This window comes from Nocardia higoensis NBRC 100133, assembly GCF_000308595.1.
Lineage (GTDB): Bacteria > Actinomycetota > Actinomycetes > Mycobacteriales > Mycobacteriaceae > Nocardia > Nocardia higoensis.
In genome coordinates, this window is record NZ_BAGA01000182.1 from 45,738 (window position 1) to 67,190 (window position 21,453).

Annotated in this window: 20 protein-coding genes and 1 pseudogene; 6 read left to right on the forward strand and 15 right to left on the reverse strand. The window is 68.7% G+C overall.

Annotation, left to right across the window (positions count from 1 at the left end):
* Positions 1–36: 36 nt before the first annotated feature.
* The 3 genes from ON26_RS29935 to ON26_RS29945 form a co-directional block, all read right to left on the reverse strand.
* Positions 37–468 carry a group III truncated hemoglobin gene (locus ON26_RS29935; RefSeq protein ID WP_051027917.1) on the reverse strand — a complete coding sequence of 144 codons (432 nt, stop codon included), beginning with the start codon at positions 466–468 and terminating at the stop codon, positions 37–39.
* A gap of 99 nt (positions 469–567) precedes the next feature.
* Positions 568–1,500 carry a methylmalonyl Co-A mutase-associated GTPase MeaB gene (gene meaB, locus ON26_RS29940; protein WP_040801448.1) on the reverse strand — a complete coding sequence of 311 codons (933 nt, stop codon included), beginning with the start codon at positions 1,498–1,500 and terminating at the stop codon, positions 568–570.
* Entirely contained in the window at positions 1,497–2,642 is a 1,146-nt protein-coding gene (locus ON26_RS29945; RefSeq protein WP_040801451.1) for a thiolase family protein, read from the reverse strand. The genes meaB and ON26_RS29945 overlap by 4 nt, the downstream gene beginning before the upstream one ends.
* Positions 2,643–2,717: 75 nt before the next feature.
* On the opposite strand from ON26_RS29945, the gene ON26_RS29950 reads away from it, so the two are divergent.
* Positions 2,718–3,482, forward strand: a complete 765-nt coding sequence (locus ON26_RS29950) for an SDR family NAD(P)-dependent oxidoreductase (protein WP_040801453.1) — start codon at positions 2,718–2,720, stop codon at positions 3,480–3,482.
* Positions 3,483–3,503: 21 nt separating this feature from the next.
* A complete protein-coding gene (locus ON26_RS29955) occupies positions 3,504–3,821 on the forward strand; it encodes a hypothetical protein (protein ID WP_040801455.1) in 318 nt (105 codons plus the stop codon).
* A 215-nt stretch (positions 3,822–4,036) separates the two neighbouring features.
* Here the strand turns inward: ON26_RS29955 and ON26_RS29960 are convergent, their stop codons facing one another.
* Genes ON26_RS29960 through ON26_RS29975 form a run of 4 tightly spaced genes read right to left on the reverse strand, consistent with a single transcriptional unit; the run spans position 4,037 to position 8,201 of the window.
* Complete coding sequence (locus tag ON26_RS29960; RefSeq protein WP_040801457.1) at positions 4,037–4,804, reverse strand: enoyl-CoA hydratase/isomerase family protein; 768 nt, start codon at positions 4,802–4,804, stop codon at positions 4,037–4,039.
* Between the two features lie 29 nt (positions 4,805–4,833).
* Complete coding sequence (locus tag ON26_RS29965; protein WP_040801460.1) at positions 4,834–5,922, reverse strand: acyl-CoA dehydrogenase family protein; 1,089 nt, start codon at positions 5,920–5,922, stop codon at positions 4,834–4,836.
* Positions 5,909–6,811 (reverse strand): acyl-CoA dehydrogenase family protein, encoded by a 903-nt coding sequence (locus ON26_RS29970; protein WP_040801462.1) that lies wholly within the window; start codon positions 6,809–6,811, stop codon positions 5,909–5,911. The genes ON26_RS29965 and ON26_RS29970 overlap by 14 nt, the downstream gene beginning before the upstream one ends.
* Positions 6,789–8,201, reverse strand: coding sequence for a class I adenylate-forming enzyme family protein (locus ON26_RS29975; RefSeq protein WP_040801464.1), 1,413 nt, complete (start codon positions 8,199–8,201; stop codon positions 6,789–6,791). Before ON26_RS29975 ends, ON26_RS29970 begins: the two co-directional genes overlap by 23 nt.
* A gap of 75 nt (positions 8,202–8,276) precedes the next feature.
* Here ON26_RS29975 and ON26_RS29980 point away from each other — a divergent pair, with 75 nt between their 5' ends.
* The gene (locus tag ON26_RS29980; protein ID WP_245546121.1) at positions 8,277–9,314 is read left to right on the forward strand and encodes a ferredoxin--NADP reductase; all 1,038 of its coding nucleotides are present in this window, start codon (positions 8,277–8,279) and stop codon (positions 9,312–9,314) included.
* 155 nt (positions 9,315–9,469) lie between these two features.
* Here the strand turns inward: ON26_RS29980 and ON26_RS29985 are convergent, their stop codons facing one another.
* From ON26_RS29985 to ON26_RS30000, 4 genes are all read right to left on the reverse strand, one after another.
* Entirely contained in the window at positions 9,470–10,519 is a 1,050-nt protein-coding gene (locus tag ON26_RS29985) for a CaiB/BaiF CoA transferase family protein (RefSeq protein ID WP_040801469.1), read from the reverse strand.
* A 141-nt stretch (positions 10,520–10,660) separates the two neighbouring features.
* Entirely contained in the window at positions 10,661–11,617 is a 957-nt protein-coding gene (locus ON26_RS29990; protein WP_040801471.1) for an LLM class F420-dependent oxidoreductase, read from the reverse strand.
* Between the two features lie 233 nt (positions 11,618–11,850).
* On the reverse strand, positions 11,851–12,249 hold the full coding sequence (locus ON26_RS29995; RefSeq protein ID WP_040801473.1) for a cobalamin-dependent protein: 399 nt from the start codon (positions 12,247–12,249) through the stop codon (positions 11,851–11,853).
* The gene (locus ON26_RS30000) at positions 12,249–13,826 is read right to left on the reverse strand and encodes a methylmalonyl-CoA mutase family protein (RefSeq protein WP_040801475.1); all 1,578 of its coding nucleotides are present in this window, start codon (positions 13,824–13,826) and stop codon (positions 12,249–12,251) included. The genes ON26_RS29995 and ON26_RS30000 overlap by 1 nt, the downstream gene beginning before the upstream one ends.
* 97 nt (positions 13,827–13,923) lie before the next feature.
* Here ON26_RS30000 and ON26_RS30005 point away from each other — a divergent pair, with 97 nt between their 5' ends.
* Complete coding sequence (locus ON26_RS30005) at positions 13,924–14,967, forward strand: NAD(P)H-dependent amine dehydrogenase family protein (protein ID WP_040801477.1); 1,044 nt, start codon at positions 13,924–13,926, stop codon at positions 14,965–14,967.
* A 121-nt stretch (positions 14,968–15,088) separates the two neighbouring features.
* Positions 15,089–16,342, forward strand: coding sequence for an amidohydrolase family protein (locus tag ON26_RS30010; RefSeq protein ID WP_040801479.1), 1,254 nt, complete (start codon positions 15,089–15,091; stop codon positions 16,340–16,342).
* 176 nt (positions 16,343–16,518) lie between these two features.
* Here ON26_RS30010 and ON26_RS30015 read toward each other — a convergent pair whose 3' ends face one another.
* Together ON26_RS30015 and ON26_RS30020 are read right to left on the reverse strand one after the other, a co-directional pair.
* Positions 16,519–17,745, reverse strand: a complete 1,227-nt coding sequence (locus ON26_RS30015; RefSeq protein ID WP_040801481.1) for a CaiB/BaiF CoA transferase family protein — start codon at positions 17,743–17,745, stop codon at positions 16,519–16,521.
* A gap of 12 nt (positions 17,746–17,757) precedes the next feature.
* On the reverse strand, positions 17,758–19,194 hold the full coding sequence (locus ON26_RS30020; protein ID WP_083884482.1) for an ABC transporter substrate-binding protein: 1,437 nt from the start codon (positions 19,192–19,194) through the stop codon (positions 17,758–17,760).
* A gap of 205 nt (positions 19,195–19,399) precedes the next feature.
* On the opposite strand from ON26_RS30020, the gene ON26_RS30025 reads away from it, so the two are divergent.
* Positions 19,400–20,050 (forward strand): TetR/AcrR family transcriptional regulator, encoded by a 651-nt coding sequence (locus ON26_RS30025; RefSeq protein ID WP_040801483.1) that lies wholly within the window; start codon positions 19,400–19,402, stop codon positions 20,048–20,050.
* A gap of 64 nt (positions 20,051–20,114) precedes the next feature.
* Here the strand turns inward: ON26_RS30025 and ON26_RS30030 are convergent, their stop codons facing one another.
* Complete coding sequence (locus ON26_RS30030) at positions 20,115–20,525, reverse strand: hypothetical protein (RefSeq protein ID WP_373280972.1); 411 nt, start codon at positions 20,523–20,525, stop codon at positions 20,115–20,117.
* A 107-nt stretch (positions 20,526–20,632) separates the two neighbouring features.
* A pseudogene (locus ON26_RS30035) lies at positions 20,633–21,223 on the reverse strand (TetR/AcrR family transcriptional regulator); the annotation flags it as partial.
* Between the last annotated feature and the right edge of the window lie 230 nt (positions 21,224–21,453).

Below are 21,453 nucleotides of genomic sequence, written 5' to 3' on the forward strand. Positions count from 1 at the left end.
TCTGGCGGTACCGAGCGTCTCGAAACGGCTCGCGCCTCAGCTACCGCGAGGTTCGGCCGGACCGCCCAGTGCCCAGCTCCGATCCTTGGTGATCTGGCGGCTCATCGCCCGCGCCATGCGCGACGCCTGGAGTACCGCGCGGGCGGCGAACGGTCCGGCATATCGCTCGTCGACGACCTCGGTCCACAGGGCCAGCCAGCGCTGGAAGTGCGCGACGGTGAGCGGATGCCGCTGGTGCAGGCGGGTGTGGACGGCGAGCGCGCTGCCACGGTAGGTCTTGGTGCCGAACAACACCGTTTCCCAGAAATCGCACATCACCGGCAGGTGGGACTCCAGTCCCTTCTCGCGAAGCTCGGTGAACGGCTCGACCAGTTCTTCATCGATCAGCGCCCGGGAGTAGAAAGCGCGCAACAGTGCTTCGATGTCGGCGCGGGTGGTGAGATCGCCGCGCTCCGCCTGCACTGTCATGAGCTCCTCCTCGACCCGCCGAGTGCGTGGCCCAGGGTCACGGTGCCGGCGCGGTGGACCTACTACCGATGGTAGTCCGAGACCACTTCGACACCACGCTCACCTGCTCGGCGGCGGGTTGGTTGCCGTATCGAGACTACGGTGAGCCGGTGTCGACAGCAGCGTGTCGGCAGCGGAATAGGCATCCAGGGCCCCGGCGCCGACCGCATCGGCCAGACGGTCGAGGGCGCTGTGCCCGCGCAGCCGGCTCTGGGCGAGCGAGAGGATCTGGACGCGGGCGCGGGCCGTGCGCCGATCGCGGGTCTCGGCGCGGCGGTGGGCATCGATGGCGGTGATCAGCTCGGGGATGCCGACGCCCCGGTCGGCGATCAGGGTGAGGATCGGGACGGACGCTTCCGCGCGCAGGTCGCGGACCGTCTGCTGGGCGCCGTCGCGGTCGGCCTTGTTGACCACGAGGATGTCGGCGACCTCGAGCAGACCGGCCTTGGCTGCCTGAACGGCGTCTCCCGCACCGGGATTCAGGACGACCAGCGTGGGATCGGCGACGGCCGCGATCTCGATCTCGGATTGGCCGACGCCGACGGTCTCGAGCAGCACCACCTCGTAGCCCACCGCGGCGAGCAGATCGAGGGCCGCGGGCACCGCTTCGGAAAGTCCACCGAGGTGACCGCGGGCGGCCAGAGAACGGATGAAGACGCCCGGATCGTCGATGTGCCGATCCATCCTGATGCGGTCCCCCAGCAGGGCGCCCCCACTGTAGGGCGAGGACGGGTCAACGGCCAGCACGGCCACGCGCAGAGCCTGTTCCCGGTATGCGCTCACCAATGCCGAGATGGTGGTCGACTTTCCCGCTCCCGGTGGTCCCGTGACGCCGATGACCAGCGCCGAGGCGGACTCGCCGCGCAGCGCGGCGCGCACCGACGCCCTGGCCGGGCCTTCGACCCCGGTGAGTAGCCGCCCCAGCGCACGCGGCGATCCCGCCCTGGCCCGCGCAAGCAGATCAGCGACTCCGTCGCCGTCCGGCTCGCTCACGGCGCGGGGACCTCGATGACCGTGGCCGACCCCATGCCACCGCCCGCGCACAGCGCCGCGACACCCAAACCGCCGCCGCGACGGCGCAATTCGTGCACCAGGGTGACGATCATGCGGGCGCCGGTGGCCGCGACGGGATGGCCCAGCGAGCACCCGCTGCCGCTGACATTGACCCGATCGGCGTCGAGGTCGAGCGCCGCGACGGTCGCCAGCGGGACCGACGCGAACGCCTCGTTGATCTCGATCAGCGAGACATCCGAGAGCGAGACCCCCGCTCTCCGAACGGCTTTGGCGATGGCCTCGATCGGGGCCAGGCCGGTGTCGTGCGGATCGACGCCGACACTGGCCCAGCCGCGAATGACGCCGAGGGCGGGCAACCCGAGGCGGTCACTGGCGATAGCCAGTGCCGCCGCGCCGTCGTTGGCGCCGGAGGCATTGCCCGCGGTGATGGAAAAGCCTTCGATCTCGGGGTGCAGCACCTTCAGCGAGGCCAGTCGCTCGAGGCTGGTGTCGCGCCGGGGATGCTCATCGGTGTCGAACAGGCCGTGCCGGGTCCGGATCGGGACGATCTCTTCCTTGAAGCGCCCCTCGTCGATGGCGGCGATCGCATTGCGATGCGAGCGAAGCGCCCAGGCGTCCATCTCCTCGCGGGAGATGCCCGCCTTGACCGCGGCGTTCCAGCCGACAGTGATCGACATGTCCATGGCGGGCGCGTCCGGGCGGTCCGGGTGGCTCGGCGAGACCCACGGGTCGGCCCACGTGTCCTCACCGGTCTTGAAACGAGCGCGAGGCGCGGTCGAATCGGAGTTCACGCCACCGGCGATGACGAGTTCGTCCATACCGGCGCGGATCGAGGCAGCCGCGGTCTGCACGGCCGACATCCCCGCCGCGCAGTGCCGGTTCTGCGCCAGCCCGGGCACGGTGGTCAGTCCCGCGGTGATCGCACCGTGGCGGGCGAGCACGCCGCCGCCGTAGCGGCCTTCGCCCAGCACCACATCGTCGATCAGGTCCGGATCGAGCCCATCGGCGGCGGCTCCCACGATATGACGGGCCAGTTCGAAAGCGTCGGTATCGCGCAGCGTTCCTTTCCTGGCGGTTCCGATCGGGGTCCGCGTCGCGGACACGATGACGGCCTCAGGCATGGTGACACTCCAATCACGTATGAGAATATGATTCTCTCAACACGAGAGTTCAGTTTCAAGAGAGAGGGTCGCGACATGCAGATCAGTGGAAGTTCAGCCCTGGTGGTCGGCGGCACGGGGGGCCTCGGCGAAGCCACCACGCGCAGGCTGGTCGCCGCGGGCGCGAAGGTCGTGGTCGCGGATGTGGCCGACGAGAAGGGCCGCGAGTTGGAGAAAGAACTCGGCATCCGCTACGTGCACACCGACGCCACCGACGAGAACTCGGTGAACGCCGCCATCGCCGAAGCACGAGTTCTCGGCCCGCTGCGCATCTCGGTCGATACCCACGGCGGCCCCGCCCAGGGCGGCAGGCTGGTCGGCAAGGACGGAAAACCGCTGGCGCTGGCGGGTTTCCGGACGACCATCGAGTACTACCTCACCGCGGTCTTCAACGTCCTGCGCCTGTCGGCGGCCGCCATCGCCGAATCCGAGCCGCTCGAGGAAGGCGGCCGCGGAGTCATCGTCAACACCGCGTCCATCGCCGCCTTCGAAGGCCAGATCGGCCAGCTGCCCTACGCGGCGGCCAAGGGCGGCGTGGTCGGCATGACCCTGGTCGCCGCCCGCGACCTGTCGCCTCTGGGCATCCGCGTGGTCACCATCGCGCCCGGCACCGTGAACACCCCCGCCTACGGCAAGGCCGCCGATCAGCTCGAGCAGTACTGGGGACCACAGGTGCCCTTCCCCAAGCGCATGGGCCGGTCCACCGAATACGCCCAGCTCGCCCAGTCGATCATCGAGAACGACTACCTCAACGGCGAGGTGATCCGCCTCGACGGCGCGCTGCGCTTCGGCCCGAAATAGACTGCGCCCCAATGGCGGTGCGTGGAGAATCGCGAGACGGCAGATCGAGAGCCCGAGCCGGTACACATCGACGGCTGGACCTCCTTCCCGCAGCTTCCGCTGCAGCACGCCGGCGATCCTCCGCCACCGCCGAAGAAGCGGACCGGCCTCATCGCCGGTGCGATCGCGGCCGGCGTCGCGCTGGCCGTCGCGGTCACCGTTTCGGCGACCGCCCTGGTACGCCTGGCCGACAGTGGGACGCGAGAGTCCGACGCGGCGCAGATCGAGGCGACCCTGCGTCAGTTCCTGCAGATGACCAGTTCGGAGGGCCGCTGGAAATCATGCGACGTCGACGGCTGAGCATGGCGCATCGCCGAAGTCGCACGGAATCGTCATGCACGATGCCGTCCAGGCCGCGCCCACTTGCGCGGCCGGCCGGCGCCTGCCGACACAGCGGGCACTGCCCCGGACAGATCTATCACGCAGACGCCGAGACGATCGCTCCATCCAGAGGGGATATACATGTGCGATCGTCTCGCCCGCAAGAGATTGGTCCAGCTCGGCAGGGCTGCGGCTCATTCACGCTTCGCCGTGAGCCGGGCTATGGTCGCCTGGAAATCGGCGGTCCGGAACGACAGATCCTCCGCGGTGTTGGCGTAGTCCAGGGTGGCGAGCACCGCCCGTTCGAGGTGCAGGTTCAGCAGACGTTTGGTGCTCTCCACGGCCTGGCGGGGCAACTCCGCCACCCGTTTGGCGCAGGCCAGCGCCTCCGCGAGGGGATCGGCGACGATGTGGTTGACCAAGCCCATCTCGCGGGCACGTTCGGCGGTGATCTTCGCGCCGGTGAGGGCGTATTCCTTGGCCAGCATGAGACTGGTGTGCAGAGGCCAGGTCAAGGGGCCGCCGTCGGCGGCGACCAGACCGACCTGGACATGCGGATCCTTGAGGTAGGCGCTCTCGGCGATGTAGGCGATGTCGCTGAGAGCGACCAGGCTGCAACCCAATCCGACGGCCGGGCCGTTCACCGCCGCGACCACCGGAATCCGCAGGCGGGCCATACCGAGCACGATGGCACGACCGTGGGCGATGGTCTTGGCGCGCAGCTCCGCGTCGCCTGCCAGTTCGGCGAGATAGGCGAAGTCGCCGCCCGCGCTGAATGCCTTGCCCGCCCCGGTGAGCACCGCCGCGCGCACCTCACGGTCCTCTTCGAGGCGCGGCCAGAGCTGGGCCAGCGCGGTGTGCAGCTCGTCGTTCACCGCATTGAGGGCGTCGGGTCGGTTGAGGGTGATGATGCGGATGGGGCCGTCGGCGCGGACGTCGATGACATCGGGAAGGTCGTACATGGCGGGGCTCCTGACTGGCGGAACTCGGGTCAAGCGCCGAGTTCGAGGATGCGCGAGGCGATGATGTTCTTCTGGATCTGCGAGGTACCGCCCATGACGCTCTGCGCGCGGCTGTAGAAGTAGGCGCCGAGCAGTTCCTCGTCATCGGTGCCGCCGACGGCGAGGGCGGCGTGCCCGACGGATTGATCGACCCAGGTCATGAGAAGTTTGTCGAGGGAGCCGTCGGGGCCGTGGGTGAGGCCGTCGAGTTGCTCGGACAGGCGTCGGCGCACGTGCAGGCGCAGCATCTCGGCCTGCACGGCGGCCCAGCGCAGTTCCTCCGGCGGCGTGTCGCCGGAGCGAGCCGCCAACTGGCGCACCAACTTTCCGTAGCGGGCGGCGTAGCCCAGAGTGCCGGGCTCGCGTTCGTGGCCGACGACGGTCATGGCCAGCTGCCATCCCTCCCCCGGCGCTCCGACCATCTGATCGGCGGGCACGCGGGCGCCGTCGAAGAGCACCTGGCCGAATTCGCGGGTGACGCCGCTGATCATCTGCAGCGGTCGCTGCTGCACCCCTGGCTGCTTCATCGAGATGACGAATGCGGAAATGCCCTTGTGCCGGGCCGCACGAGGGTCGGTGCGGGCCAGCAGCAGGCACCAGTCGGCGACATCGGAGTAGCTGGTCCAGATCTTGTGGCCGTGGATCACGTAGTCGTCCCCGTCGCGCACAGCTGTGGTGCGCAGGGAGGCGAGGTCCGAGCCCGCGCCCGGTTCGCTGAATCCCTGGCACCAGCGCTCGGTTCCGTCGATCATGCCGGGCAGGAATCGGTGCTGCAGTCCTTCGCTGCCGTGCCTGCCCAAGCCGTGCACGAGATAGCCGAGGCTGGGGCGCGGCGGGGCGCCGGCAAGGGCGAGCTCTTCGTCGAGGATCACGTCGTAGACCGGTGGCAGGTCCTGACCGCCGAACTTCACCGGCCACGAGAGGCCGAAGAAGCCCGCCGCGTAGAGGGCACGGTGCCAGTCACCCTGCCGGGCCCAGTATTCGTCGCCGCTGCTCGGATAGTCGGCGGCGTTGTCGGCGAGCCAGGCGCGCAGACGGGCGCGGAACTGCGCCTCGCGGGGTGAATCACGATAGTCCAAGGTCGATCTCCTCCAAGCGAACGGGGAACCACCCGGCCGAGGCGAGCGCTCGGCGCAGGAAGACATGGGCCAGGCACTCCCAGGTATTGCCGATGCCGCCGTGCACCTGGATGGCGTTCTCGCACACGGTGCGGGCGGCGCGGGTGATGTAGAGGTGCGCGATGCGGGCGGCGCGCAGGGCGCCGGCCGGCTCCAGTTCGTCCACGGACCAGGCGGCATGCCGCACGACGCTGATCGAGCCTTCGATCAGAGCCTGGTTCTCGGCCAGCAGGTGCGCGACCGCTTGATAGCCGCCGATCGCACGGCCGTACTGTTCGCGGACTTTCGCGTACTCCACCGCCAGGCGTTGCGCACCGCGCGCCGCACCGAGCTGATCGGCCGCGGTGGCGGTGATCGCCAGGGCATACCAGCGGGCGCCGCGCTCGGCCGATATCTCGCCGAGGATCTCGAAACCTGTGGCCGGTTCGGCATTTCGGCGAGTGAGATCGGCGCCCGGCAACCGATCGCCGACGGGCGCACAGCGCAGCAGGCCGTCGGCTGATTCCAGGGCGCGATCCCGGCCACGACAGTCGACGGCACGACCGTCCACGGCGATGGTCCAGTCGCCGGGTTCACCGCCCGCGCCGAGCAGGTCATCGGCAAGGACCGGGCCGAGGAACGCGACATCCACCAGTCCTCTGCCGAACTCCTCGGCGACCAGGGCCACCTCCACGCCGGACGCACCGTCGGAGCGCAGCAAACGCCAGCCCGCGGTTTCGACGGCCTTGTCCAATCGGGCGACCCGCTGTTCGTCGTCGAGGTCGGCCACCGAGCCGGGGCCGAGTTCGTCGGCCAATCGTGCGGCGGCGTCGCGCAATTGACGCTGTTCAGCGGTCAGACGGACATCCATGACGCTCCTTGAGCACTCGGCGCAGCACCTTGCCCGACGGCAGGCGCGGGATCTCGGGGACGAAGACGATCCGGCGCGGCTTCTTGTAGGTCGCGAGCCGGCTGCCGATCAGCTCGACGAGCTCTGTTTCGGTGACCGGCTCGTCGGCGTGCACGGCGGCGATCACGGCTTCGCCGTCGGCCTCGTCGGGGACGCCGAACACCGCGCAGTCGACTACCCCCGGGTGCCCGTGCAGCACGGCTTCGATCTCGGCGGGCGCGACCTGGAAGCCGCGGACCTTGATCATCTCCTTGGCCCGGTCGGTGAGCCTGATCCAGCCGTCCGTGTCGACATAGCCGACGTCCCCGGTCCGGTACCACCCCTCGTCGAAGGCACCGGCGGTGGCTTCTTCCGGCAGGTAGCCGGACATCAACGAGTCCGCGCGACACTGGATCTCCCCGATCTCGCCGATCTCGAGAACCTGCCCGGAATCCAGATCGACCACTCGCACCTCGACACCCGGCGCCGCTTTGCCGACACTGTCCAGCCGCGCACCCTCGAGCGGGTTGCAGGCGATGACCGGCAGCTCGCTGGCGCCGTAGGCCGGTAGCCACGCGACTCCGGTCCGTCGGGTGACGGTTTCGGCGACGCTGGCCGTCACCGGGGTGGCCCCCCACATGATGTAGCGCAGCGAACTCAGATCGAAGGATTCGAGCTTCGGATGCGAGGCGATGGCCAGCGCGATCGGCGCCACCGCCATCTCGATGGTGATCCGGTCGTCCTGGATACAGGACAGCATGGTGTCGAGATCGAAGCGGCGGTGCAGGCGCATCCACGCCCCGGCGTCGAGTGCGGTGACGATATTGAGCAGGCCGAGGATATGCGACGGTGGCGTGGCGACTTGGATGCGGTCGGCGGCGGTGAGGCCGAGGACCTCGCGCCACTGGTGCACCGCGACGGCCAGCGAACCGTGTGTGTGCCGCACGGCCTTCGGCATACCGGTGGTACCGGAGCTGAACACGAGCACCGCTTCCGCCTCCGGATCGGCCTGCGCGACAGCCGCTTCCAGCGGAGTGATCGGGTCGTCGAGGTGGCGGGTGGGCAGCAACTCGGCCAGCACCGGGTTGTCACCGACGCCGTGGACCGGACCGGTTACCGCCAGCGCGTGCTCGACCTCGGCGGCCTTCCAGGCCGGACTGATGAGCACGACCGCCGCGCCCAGCCGCCAGATCGCCAGCGTGGCGACGACGAACTCGGGCCGGTTCGACGACATCAGCGCCACCCGGTCACCGGATCGCAGGCCGCGAGCGGCGAGGTCGGCGGCCAGTCCCGCGGCCAGCTCGTCGAGTCGGCCGCGGGTGTAGGACCGCTCCTCGAAGACGAGGGCGATGGATTCGCTCCCAGCAGACATTTGAGATGATCCCGTCTCGTGGGTGAGAATGTAATTCTCATTCTACTAGAATATGCATACCAAAGGAGGCGGTCGATGGCGAGTCCCTCGATGTACCAGCGGGCCGGGTTCCAGAAGGCGACCGTGACCCGGATCGTGAAGGAGAGCGTGGACGCGCGAACCTTCGTGCTGCGCCCGCACGAGCAGCCGATCACCTACCGCGCCGGCCAGTTCTGCACCTTCCGTGTCGAAGTCGGAGGGCAGACGCTCTACCGGTCGTACTCGATGTCGAGCGCACCCGAGACCGACTCCGAACTGATGACCACCGTCAAACGCGTTCCGGGCGGGGCGGTGTCGAACTGGATGCACGACAATCTCGCCGAGGGCGACGAGGTGGAGCTCGGCCCCCCGGCGGGGAAGTTCTGCCTGCGCGAAAGCGAGGCGCCGGTGCTCGGGTTCAGCGGTGGCAGCGGGATCACCCCGATCCTGTCGCTGACCAAGTCCGCGCTGGCCACCACCGACCGTCGCGTTCGGCTGCTGTGCGCCGACCGCGACGCGGATTCGGTGATCTTCGGCGAGGCGCTGACAGCGCTGGCCGCCCGCTACCCCGACCGGCTCGAGGTGCACCGCCATCTCGACAGCGCAGGCGGATTCCTGGACGCCGCCGCCATCCGCGCTTTCGTCGGCCCGGACGGGCACGGGGAGGCCTATGTATGCGGGCCGGAAGCGTTCATGGAGATGGTCGAGAACGCCCTGCCGGGTCCGGGGGCGATCTACAGCGAGCGGTTCGGCACCCCGGCACCACCGGTTGTCGCACCGGACGCCCAGTCGGCAACGAATACCGTTACGGCACAGTCCGAGACCGGCACGGTGACGATCCTGCTCAACCGCAAGAAGAAGTCGGTCCCCCGCAGGGACGGCGAGACCTTGCTGGAGAGCGCCCGGCGCGCGGGCCTGGTCCCGCCGTTCTCCTGCGAGGCCGGAAACTGCGCGACCTGCATCGCGAAGGTCACCGACGGGCACGCGACGCTACGTGTCAACGAGGCGCTCACCGACGATGAACTGGAGGAAGGCTACGTCCTGACCTGCCAGGCGATCCCCGACACCGACTCGATTACCGTCGACTACGAGTGAGACCGGCAGGCGGCGAAGATGTTCGCCGCCCACCTGCACCCTCCCACCCCGACCGAACAGCCGACCGGGTCACGGAGTTCGACCGCTTCTTCGCCGGGCCGGCGCGCGCCGCACACCGGCCTCGATCGCCCCGGCTCGCTGCCGACCTGGGCAGATCACACCGCCCCGTGCTCCCCCAGCCTCGGTGGCGGGCGGTATCGAGGCCGGTAGCCCTCGATCCGAATCGGGCTGCCGACGAGCCGGTGCTCCCCCGCCCGGACGACCACTTCGGGACTGGCATCGAGCGCTTCGGGGAGTTCGCGCACGGCAGCGGCCGGGATGCCGAGCGGGCGTAGCCGGGCCTCCCAGCCCTTCGCGGTGTCGGTCGACAAGGCGGCGGCTACCGCTTCCAGCACTTCCTCCCGCCGCGTCACTCGCTCGGCCATCGTCGGGTAGCCATCGATTCCGGCCTCCCGGGCAAAGGCCTTCCAGAACCCGTCGTGGGTGACGAAGAGCGCCAGGTGGCCTTCGGAAGTCGGGAAAATCTGCGCGGGAACGTAATACGAATGTGCGCCGAACGGTCGGCGCTGCGGCCGCGTCCCCGATCCGAGGTAGGCCGCCGCGTGGTAGTTCAGCTGCGACAGCATGACCTCGTAGAGCGAGACGTCGATCTGTCCGCCCCGGCCGGAGACGATTTGTGCCAACAGTCCCAGCGCCGCCGTGAGGCCGGTCGAATTGTCGGCCGAGGAGTAGCCGGGCAGCGTCGGCGGACCGTCCGGGTCGCCGGTGAGTGCGGCGATGCCGGTGGCGGCCTGGATGACGTAGTCGAAGGCGGGATCGTCGCCGCCGTGCAGGCCGTAGCCGGTGATGGCCACGCAGACGATCCGGTCGTTGTAGCGGCGCAGGCTGTCGTAGGTGAGGCCGAGGCGGTGGATCGCGGAGGGTTTCAGATTGACCAGCAGCGCATGGGATTCGGCGGCCAACTCGGCGAGTTCCGCCTGGCCGCGTTCGGTGCCGAGTTCGAGGCGGATGCTCCGTTTACCCCGGTTCAGGCTGGCGAAGTAGCTGTCGCTCACCTGACGGGAGATATCCCCGCCCGGCGGCTCGAGCTTGGTGACCTCGGCGCCGAGATCGGCCAGCATCATCGTCGCATAGGGACCGGCGAGCATGGTGCCGACCTCGAGTATCCGGATACCCGCCAGCGGGCCCTGCTCATTTCGGCTCATCGGGCTCCCACTTCCCCGCACGCCATCGCACGCCGTCGCAGGGCCTCGAAATAGCTTGTGCCCTAGCATCACTCGACTGAATGCCGCGCTCGGAACGCAGGCGCCGGGAGCACCATGTGTGCGCCTGCGCCTGCCGGTCACTCATCGCAGCGCCCCGGCGATGTCGGCGATCATCTGGCGGGTGCGGCGCTTGGAGGCGACCAACTCCTCGCGGGTATCGCCGATGGGCAGCAGCCGCACCGACAGATCCGTCGCGCCCGCATCGGCGTAGCGACGCAGGCCGGCGACGATGGCCTCCTCGTCACCGGCGATGCACAGATCGCCGATATCGCGAGCCGAGCCCTGTTCCAGCAGCCGCTGGTAGTTCGGCGAGACCTCCGCCTCGCCCAGGATGCGGTTCGCGCGCGCCTTCGCCTCGTCCACTTCGCCCGGCGCGCACAGGCATACCGGCAGTCCGGCGACGATGCGCGGCGCGGGGCGGCCCGCGTCGGCGGCGGCCTTGGTGATCTTGGGAACGACGTGCTCGGAGACGGCCTTCTCGTCGGCCATCCACAGCACGGTGCCGTCGGTCTGTTCACCCGCGATGCGCAGCATGACCGGACCGAGCGCCGCGACCAGCACCGGCAGCGGGGCGACCGGGCCGAGGTCGAGCGGATTGTGGACGGTGAAGGTGTCGTTGTCCACGTCGACCGGGCCGGGTCCGCGCAGGGCGGCGGCGAGCACCTCGAGGTAGTCGCGGGTGTAGGCGGCGGGGCGGTCGTAGGGCAGGCCGAGCATGTCACGCACGATCCAGTGGTGCGAGGGGCCGACGCCGAGCGCGAGCCTGCCGCCCGCCGCCGCGTGCACCGACAGCGCCTGGCGCGCGAGGGCGATGGGATGCTGGGCCTGCAACGGGACCACAGCCGTGCCCAACTCGATGCGGCCGGTGCGCAAGCCCATCGCCGCGATGGTGGTGAGGGCGTCGAAGTCGGTGGGGATCTGCGGAATCCAGGCGGTGTCCAGCCCCGCCGATTCCGCCCACTCGATATCGCGCAGCATCCGGTCGAGCTTGCGACCGGAGTCGCCCTTCTCGGGCCCGATCATCACACCGATACGCACTGTTCCTCCAAGCTGTCCGGCGCGGAGCCGGACCATCGGGTTGCGGAATCCGCCGTGCGGCCGTGTGCCGCGGCCACACGGACCACCGCTGTTTCGTCGGTCACCGTTTGCCGGTCGGCCGGCCCCTGCCTGCCGAGGACCGGAACCGCCGAGCACTGCCGCGCACCGACCGGGATGGATGGCCGGTGCCACACAACGTGACCGCGCCGCACAGTCGTCACGGAGGCCGGCAGCTAGGTGGCCACCGATTCGGTGAGCGCCCGAATCTCCTCGACCAAGGTCTCCAGCGCCGTCCCGGTCGGAAACACCGCCGCCGCACCGGCTTCCAGCAGCACCGGCACGTCCGCGCGCGGGATCGTGCCGCCGACGACCACGGCGATATCGGCGGCATCGGCCGCCTTCAGCGCGTCGATCACCCGCCGGGTCAGCGCCACGTGCGCACCGGACAGAATGCTCAGCCCGACCACAGCGACGTCCTCCTGCACCGCGATGGCGACGATCTCCTCCACCTTCTTGCGGATGCCGGTGTAGATCACCTCGAACCCGGCGTCGCGCAGGGTGCGGGCGACGATCTTGGCGCCGCGATCGTGACCGTCGAGGCCGGGCTTGGCGACCAGCACGCGGGCCGGCATCAGAACACCACCGGCTGCTGGAACTCGCCCCACACCGACTTCAGCGCGGACGTCATCTCCCCCACCGTGCAATAGGCGTTGGCACAGGCGATCAGATGGTGCATGAGGTTGTCCTCTCCCTCCGCCGCCCGCGAGAGCGCCGCGAGCGTGTCGCGCACGGCGGCGGGATCGCGTTCGGCCTTGACGCGGGCCAGTCGTTTCAGCTGCCGTTCTCTGCCGTCGGCGTCGAGCGCGTAGGTGCCGATATCGGGGGCGGGTTCGTCGGTGACGAACTTGTTCACCCCCACCACCGGCCGCTCCCCCGACTCCACCGCATGGTGCAGGTCGAAGGCGGCATCGGCGATGAGGCCCTGCAGATACCCGTCCTCGATGCAGCGGACCATGCCGCCGCGCTGTTCGAGATCGCTCATGATCTCGACGATGCGCTTCTCGGTCTCGTCGGTGAGCGCCTCGACGAAGTAGGAGCCGCCCAGCGGATCGGCCACCCGGGTCACGCCGGTCTCGTAGGCGAGGATCTGCTGGGTGCGCAGCGCCATGGTCGCCGATTCCTCGCTGGGCAGCGCGAACGGCTCGTCCCAGGCCGCGGTGAACATCGACTGCACGCCGCCGAGCACCGCCGCCATCGCCTCGTAGGCGATGCGCACCAGATTGTTCTGCGCCTGCGGGGCATACAGCGAGGCGCCGCCCGCGACGCAGCCGAAGCGGAACATCGCGGCCTTGTCACTGCTCGCGCCGTAGCGTTCGCGCACGATGGTGGCCCAGCGTCGCCTGCCCGCACGATATTTGGCGATCTCCTCGAAGAAGTCGCCGTGGGTGTAGAAGAAGAACGAGATCTGCGGGGCGAATCGGTCGATGGTCATGCGACCGCGCTCCACCAGGGTGTCGCAGTAGGTGACGCCGTCGGCGAGAGTGAAAGCCATCTCCTGCACCGCGTTGGCACCCGCGTCGCGGAAGTGCGCGCCCGCCACCGAGATCGCGTTGAAACGGGGCACCTCGGCGGCGCAGAACTCGATGGTGTCGGCGATCAGGCGCAGCGAGGGCTGCGGCGGCCAGATCCAGGTGCCGCGCGAGGCGTATTCCTTGAGGATGTCGTTCTGGATCGTGCCGGTGAGCTTCGCCCTGGGCACGCCCTTCTTCTCCGCGGCGGCGACGTAGAGCGCCAGCAGGATCGCGGCCGTGCCGTTGATGGTGAAGCTGGTGCTGATCTTGTCGAGCGGAATCCCGTCGAAGAGCACCTCGGCGTCGGCCAGGGTGTCGACGGCGACGCCGACCCGGCCGACCTCCTCGCTCACCTCGGGATCGTCGGAGTCGTAACCGCATTGGGTCGGCAGGTCGAGCGCGACCGAGAGCCCGGTGCCGCCCTGGTCCAGCAGATACCGGTAGCGACGGTTGGACTCCTCGGCGGTGCCGAACCCCGAGTACTGCCGGAAGGTCCACAGCCGGCCGCGGTAACCGGTCGGGAAGTTGCCCCGGGTGAAGGGGTAACTGCCCGGCGGGGGCGGATCCGTTCGCCTCGTCTCCGGCCCGTAGCTCGGCTCCAACGGGATGCCGGACGAGGTCTGCACTTGGTCGTTCATCACTTGAATACGTTACTTGCAGAAAATGAGAATGCCAATACCATTCTAGGCGAACGCATAATCGAAAGGGCCGCGACCAGCGGGGAACGGACGGCGCATGACGAGCAGACCGCCCTATCGGGTCGTCCAGTGGGCCACCGGCACCATCGGCAGGCGATCTCTGCGCGCGATCGTCGACCATCCGGGGATGACCCTCGCCGGCGTCTACGTGCACTCGCCGGACAAGTCGGGCCGGGACGCGGGCGAGCTCTGCGGAATCGATCCGCTCGGCGTGACCGCCACGACCGATATCGACGAGATCATCGCCTCGCGCGCCGACTGTGTCCTCTACATGCCGATCGCCTTCGACGCCGACGAGGTCTGCCGCCTGCTCGCCGCAGGACTGAACGTGGTCACCACCTGCGGCCGCTTCCACCACCCCGACAGCACGGACCCCGAGCTGCGCGAACGCGTCGCCGCCGCCTGCGCCGAGGGCGGCGCCTCCATCCACAGCACCGGCAGCAGCCCGGGTTTCGCCACCGAGGCGGTCCCGCTGGCGCTGCTCTCACTCCAACGCGAGCTGACCGCCCTGACGATCGACGAATACGCCGACCTGTCCCGCCGCCCCTCGCCGGAACTGCTGTTCGACATCATGGGATTCGGCCGCGCGGCCGAGACCGCCGACCCGCACCGGGCCGCATACCTGCGCGAGAGCTTCGGCCCGTCGCTGCGACTGGTCGCCGAGGCGATCGGCCTCCCACTCGACGACCTGACCGCCCGTGCCGAGCTGGCCTGCGCGCGCAGCGACATCGAGATCGCCGCGGGCCCGATTCGCGCGAGAACCGTCGCCGCCCAGCGCATCACCGTAACCGGAATCCGGGAAGGCGCCGCACTGTTGACCTTCCGCGCGACCTGGTACTGCACCGCCGACCTCGATGCCGACTGGCACGTCGGCGACACCGGCTGGCACTTGTCGGTCGCGGGTGACGCCCCGCTCGAGGTCGACATCCGCCTGGCGGTCGAGCTCGAGCGGATGGCCGAGGTGTCCCCCGGCTATACCGCCCACCGCGCGGTCAATGCCGTGCCCGCTGTCTACGCCGCCGAACCGGGCATCCGCAGTTCCGCCCAGCTTCCGCAGATCATCGCGGACCTTCGACCGTGACGACCTGATCCGCTATCGTCTATACCATGAGCGAGAGTGTGATTCTCTTTCTGAAAGATTGACAATTTCGCGAGACTGCCGATCTCACGTCCGTCCGACGCCCATGTACGCGAGGAGTCACATGAACACCGACGACCTGATCCTGGTGAGCATCGATGACCATGTCGTCGAGCCGCTCGACATGTTCGACGGTCACGTCCCGAAGAAATGGGCCGATCTGGCCCCGAAGGTCGTCGTCGACGATCAGGGCATCGACCGATGGATCTACCGCGACCGCCCGACCGGCGTCGCGGGCCTCAATGCCGTGGTCACCTGGCCGGCCGAGGAGTGGGGCCGCGATCCGGCCGGCTACGCCGAAATGCGTCCCGCGGTCTACAACGTGCACGACCGGGTGCGCGACATGGACGCCAACGGCGTGCTGGCCTCCATGTGCTTCCCGACGTTCACCGGGTTCAGCGCCGGACATCTCGCGCACCGCAAGGACGAGATCACCGTCGCGATGATCCAGGCCTACAACGACTGGCACATCGAGGACTGGGCGGGCGCCTACCCGGGCCGGTTCATCCCGATCGCGATTCTGCCGCTGTGGGATCCCCAGCTGGCCGTCGCCGAGATCGCCCGGGTCGCGGCCAAGGGTTGTCATTCGGTCACGATGCCGGAGCTGCCGCATATCGACGGGCTGCCCAGCTATCACGACATCGAATACTGGGCACCGGTATTCGAAGCGCTGTGCGAGCACAACACCGTGATGAACCTGCACATCGGCCAGGGTTTCGGCGTGCTGCGGCTGGCCCCGGACGCCCCGATCGACAATCTCATGGTGCTCGCCCCCAGCATCTCGCTGATCGCCGCGCAGGATCTGCTGTGGGGACCCGCCTTCCGCGCCTACCCGAAACTCAAGGTCGCCCTCTCCGAAGGCGGCGTCGGCTGGATCCCGTTCTTCCTGGACCGCTCCGACCGGCATTACACCAATCAGCGCTGGCTGCGCCGGGACTTCGGCGGCAAGCTGCCCAGCGAGGTGTTCCGCGAGCACGTCCTGGCCTGCTACGTCACCGATCGGACGGCGCTGAAGTTCCGCCACGACATCGGCATCGACAACATCGCCTGGGAGTGCGACTACCCGCACTCGGACTCGATCTGGCCCAACGCGCCGGAATTCGTGCTCGAGGAATTGAACGCCGCCGGGGCCACCGACGACGAGATCCACAAGATCACCTGGGAGAACGCCACCCGCTGGTTCGACTGGGATCCGTTCCGGCACATCCCCCGTGAGCAGGCGACCGTCGGCGCGCTGCGCGCCACGGCGACCGATGTGGACATCTCCACCACCTCGCGCAAGGAGTACGCCGCCGCCTACGCCAAGCGCGCCGGCTGACCTCTGCACGCGAAGCAGGCCGCGACCTCACCGGTCGCGGCCTGCTTCGCGTCATGGCCCTTCGCGCGGCGGCTTGCTCACGTGTCGACCTGTTCGTGGGGCGGACCTGTCCGCAGGGTGGTGTGGGCTGTGGGCCCGTCGTGTCGTCGGGCCCACCGTCGCGGCGAGGGCCGGCCTCAGGACACCGCGCCGGCCACCTTCAACTCCACGATCCGGTCCCAGCTCAACCCCAGTTCGAGCAGCACCTCGTCGGTTTGCTCGGCGAATCCCGGCGCGGGCCGCAGATCCGGTGCCGTGACGTCGAATTGGACCGGATTGGCCACGAGCTCGAGTTCGCCCGCCTGCCGCAGATATTCGTTGGCCCTGATCTGCGGATCACCGAGCACCTGCTCGGAGTCCTGCACCGGCGCCCACGGTCCCGACAGCGTCGCCAGACGCTCGGTCCATTCCGCGAGCGTGCGGCGCGCGATCTCGGCGCGCAGGATCTCCACGGCCTCGGCGGTGTGCTCGGCAATGCTCGCGGCATCGGCGAAGCGCGGGTCGTCGGCCAGTTCCGGCCGGTCGATGTGGTTGCACACGTCGGCCCAGAACTTGCCCGGCTGCAGCATGACGAACGAGAGGTAGCGTCCGTCGGCGGTCGCATACAGACCCGACAGCGGATTCGTGGGAGCGCCGTGCGCGCCCGGCTTCGGCGCGATCATCGGCTTCTTGCCGTGCGCGGAGAGCGCGACCGTGTGACCCATCGACCACAAACCGCTGCCGAGCAACGAGACATCCACGACCGAGGGTTTTCCGGTGCGCTCGCGCTTGAGCAGTGCGGCGGCGATGCCCCCGGCCAGGTTCGTGCCGGAGATGGTGTCGCCGAAGGCCGGACCCGGCGGCTGGATCATGCCCTCGACGCCGGGGGCGGTGATCGTGGCGGCGATCCCGCCCCGGCACCAGAAGGCGGTCATGTCGTAACCGCCCCGATCGGATTCGACGCCGCGCGGGCCCAGCGCGCTGCCGCGGGCGTAGACGATCGACGGGTTCACCGCGCGGATGTCGTCGACGTCGATGCCGAATCTGGCGCGCGCCTGCGGCAGGAAGCTGGTCAGGAAGACATCCGCGCCGCGGGCGAGATCATGGATCACCGCGCGACCTTCCGGTGTCGACATGTCGACCCCGATGCTGCGCTTGCCCCGGTTCGCGTGTTCCACATTGGGATTCGGGTCGTTCTCGACGACGAACTGGCCCACCCGGCGCAGCCCGCGCTGCGGATCGCCGGTCACCGCGTGCTCGACCTTGATCACATCGGCGCCCCAATCGGCCAGCACCGCGCCCGCCGACGGGACGAACCCGTACATGGCCACTTCGAGCACGCGGATTCCCGCGAGCGGGCCGTGGGCCTCCGCTGTCTCAGTCATCTATCGTCTCCGTCATTCGAGGTCGGACATGCTCTTGTCGACGTCGGCCAGCGTGGTCGGCTTGCCGTAGTCGACGGCGTAGCGGTAGGGGGTGAAGCCGCAGCGGAAGACGCCCGTGTCGGGCCGGAAGTCGGCGGCCTTCCACCCGTCCGGCGTCGCCTGTTGGACGTTGAAGCAGCGCGGCTGATCCGAGCGCGGCTTGCTCAGATCGACCGGAGCCTGCAGACCGCCACCGGTCCATGCGGTCTCCCTGCTCGCGGTTTCGAATACGCAGCGCCTGGTCAGCTCATCGCCGCAGGCGGTCGCCGCCTCGGCGAACAGCAGCCAGGCCGGGAAGGCGCGCAGCACCTGGTAGGTGATGGGGCTGTCGGGCGCGTACTGCTCGAACATGTCCCGCAACTGGGCGACCGCGGGGACCTGGTCGGCGGCGTCGAGCGGAGCCGTGCCCGCGAGGTCGGCGAAGTTGTTCTGCGCGGACAGCGAGGGGCCGGCGCCGTCGAGGAAGGCCAGCTTGTAGGAATTGGAGTTGGCGTCGATCCAGTCCAGCTCGTAGTTCAGGCTGGTCAGAGCTTCCTCGAGCTTGGTGAGGGCGCGGTGCTCGCCCAGGAAGATCAGCCCGCGTACGCCGTTGCTCTTGATCGCCTGCGCGTAGGGGGTCCAATCCGCGAGCCCGCCGAGCGGATACAAGCCGCTGTAGGCGAAGTTCGCGCCGGAGGCGGTCAGCGCTTCGGTCAGTTTGTCGCCCATCACCTTGGTGATCGGGGAGTCACCGGTGAGCAGCCCGATCTTGCCCTTCGACTCCGGATAGGCCTCGGTGGTGAGCCAGTCGTAGAACCCGGTGTAGGGGTTCACGTCCTCCGACAACGAGGAGCCGCCGCCCAGTTGCAGATCCGAGCCGGTGTTCGCCGTCTGGGTGACCTGCGCGGGGAATTCCGGCAGCAGGCACTTCAAGCGGTCCTTGACGCCGAGCCCGTCCAGCGCGGCCGCGCCGCCGACGAGGAAGAAGTCCTCCCGGCAGGCTTCGAGCATGCGCTGACGCACCTCGGTGAGCCTGGTGTCGCGCAGATTCGTCACCAACTCCCGGCCGTTGATGCCACCGGCGGCATTGCACCACTCGACGAAAACCTTTGCGGCATCGGCGATATCGGGATCCTTGGTGTATCCGATATCGGAGAAGAGCCCGACCTCGATCTGCGTGGCGCTCACGCCCTGCGCCGAGGCCGACGAGGCGTCACCCGGTCCGCATACGCCCTGCAGATCACCGAAGTCGCCGGAGGACGCGGCGACCGAGGGCGCGGACTCCTCGCCCGCGCCGGCTTCGCGACCGCAGCCGGCCGCGGTCAGTGCGACCGCCAGCAGCACGACGGCCACTTTCCAGATCGCGCGATATCGGCGCCGGCCGGCCCGAGCGACAGCGGGCCGCGCCGCGCGGAATCGTGGAGTGCGCATGGAACGTCCTAGTTTTCGAGACGGAAGCGACCCGGCCCGGCAACCCCCTCCGGGGCCGGTGCCTGGTTGGAGAATATCATTCTCCTCTAGCGAGGATGCCGCTTTTGAAACGGCAACGACCGGCGGGCCCGCATCCCTTGTGATATGGGGTTATCCGGTACAGTGCAGTCATGTTCTCTTCACATCACCGGGGCTGGAGGCGCCCGTGACCAGCCCGAGCGAGCAGCCGGCCTGGAAAGAGCGCGCCGTCGAGCGTTCCCTGCGCACCGCCAAGCTTCGCGCCGAACAGCGCGTCCAGCGGTTCCTCGACGCGGCCCAGGCGATCATCACGGAGAAGGGCAGCACGGATTTCACCGTGCAGGAGGTCGTCGACCGCTCCCGGCAGTCACTGCGCAGCTTCTACCTGCAGTTCGACGGTAAACACGAGCTGCTGCTCGCGTTGTTCGAGGATGCGCTCGGCCGCACGGCAGACCAGTTGCGCGCCGCCGCCGACGGCGAGACCGAGCCGCTGGACAAACTGCGGGTCACCGTGGAGTTGCTGTTCGAGTTGTGCAGGCCCGATCCCGGCGCACACCGTCCGCTGTTCACCGATTTCGCCCCGCAGTTGCTGGTGAGCCATCCCAGCCAGGTGAAGGTGGCACACGCGCCGATGCTGGCGCTGTTCACCGAACTGATGGAAGAGGCCGCCGAGGCGGGCGCGCTGCGAGCCGGCATCGATCCGCGCCGGGTGGCCGCGATGGTCATCCAGACGGTCATGTTCACCGCTCAGTCGGCAACCGGTGAACAGGATCAGCGGCCGATCACCGCCGCGGAGATCTGGGATTTCTGCGCACACGGCTTCACCTCCGGCGAATGAGCCACTGAAGCGAGTCGGATTGCGGGGCAAGTCGTTTCGAGCCTGCCCCGCCCGCATCGGCGAATCACCCGACCGGTAGCAGGTCGGCGGCGACCTGAGGGACGAGGGTGGCTCCGCTGCGGAAGGTCTCCGTCGCGCCGACCGCGACCGAGGAGGCAGCCGCCGCGCACAGTGCCTGCGCCTTGAACGCCTGCGCCGCCATGCTGAGCCGGTGCAGCACGGGATCCACCCGATGCTCGGGCGGGGACGACCAGTCCTCGCCCCACACCACGACTTCGACCCCGCCGTCACGCAGGGCCTTGAGCACGCCGCGATGCGCCCGCGAATCCCGTTGACACACCGCGCTGGCGATGCCGAGCGCATCCGGTCTGCGACCCTGCCCGCTCGCGGAGAGCACCGACTCCAAGTCGGCCACTTCCGCGCCGAGAATGCGCAGGGGGCGGGAGTCGGCGAGGTCGGCGACGAGGACGGTCACCTCCCAGCCGGCGATCGCACGGTCGAACAGCCATCCGCCCGCGTGCTCGACGACATCGACGATGCTGGTTCCGACGATGTCGAGCCGGTAGCGGGTCGTTCCGTGACCGGAGCGAAGTCCCGGGCCAGTGCCCGAGTGTATTCCTCGAACACCTTCGCCAGCGGGATCGAATGATCGAGCAGCCATGAGATCTCCATTCCGTTGATGAACGCAACGATTTCGACGGCCCGGACATCGGCATCCATATCGGCCCGGTAGTGGCCGAGCTCCTGGTTGTGCCTGATGATCGCGGCCACGATGCCGACGGCGAGTTTCCATCTGTCGAGCAGCCGGTCGTGCAGCGGCGCTTCGGGTTGCAGGTTCTCCACGAGCATCACGACGAAGGTGCCGACCAGCTCGGGTGAGCGCTGGATGCGTTCGGCGACGCGGCCGATCTCGACGAACAGGTCGCCGGTGAGGTCGGCCTGGGACAGATCGTCGGCGTCCTTGGCGTCGAGGACAGCATGCAGCAATTGGTCTTTGGAGGGGAAGTGGTGCAGCAGACCGGCCGGACTGACGCCGGCTTCTCGCGCGACCATCGCGACAGTGGTGTTACGCCAGCCGTTGCGGGTGAGCAGCCGCTGCGCGACGGTCAGGATGCGCTGCCGGCGATCCTCGCCTTTGGCGAGTAGTGAGGCATAGGGGCGGGGAGCTGTCACGCGGAAACACCTGTCGGCTGGAAACCTAGTGAACACACAGTAGGTTGGTTCGCGACTTGTGACAAGGGTCTCACCGCGTGGCGAAAAGGTCACTTCCGCGCGTGTCGTAGAACCCTTGTGATCGATCACTAGGAGAACATCATTCTCAGGCTCCCAGCTGCCCTTTGATGGACCGTGACGCATTGCGTCCGAATGCGCGCTTCTCCTATTGTGATAATCTCATTACCGCA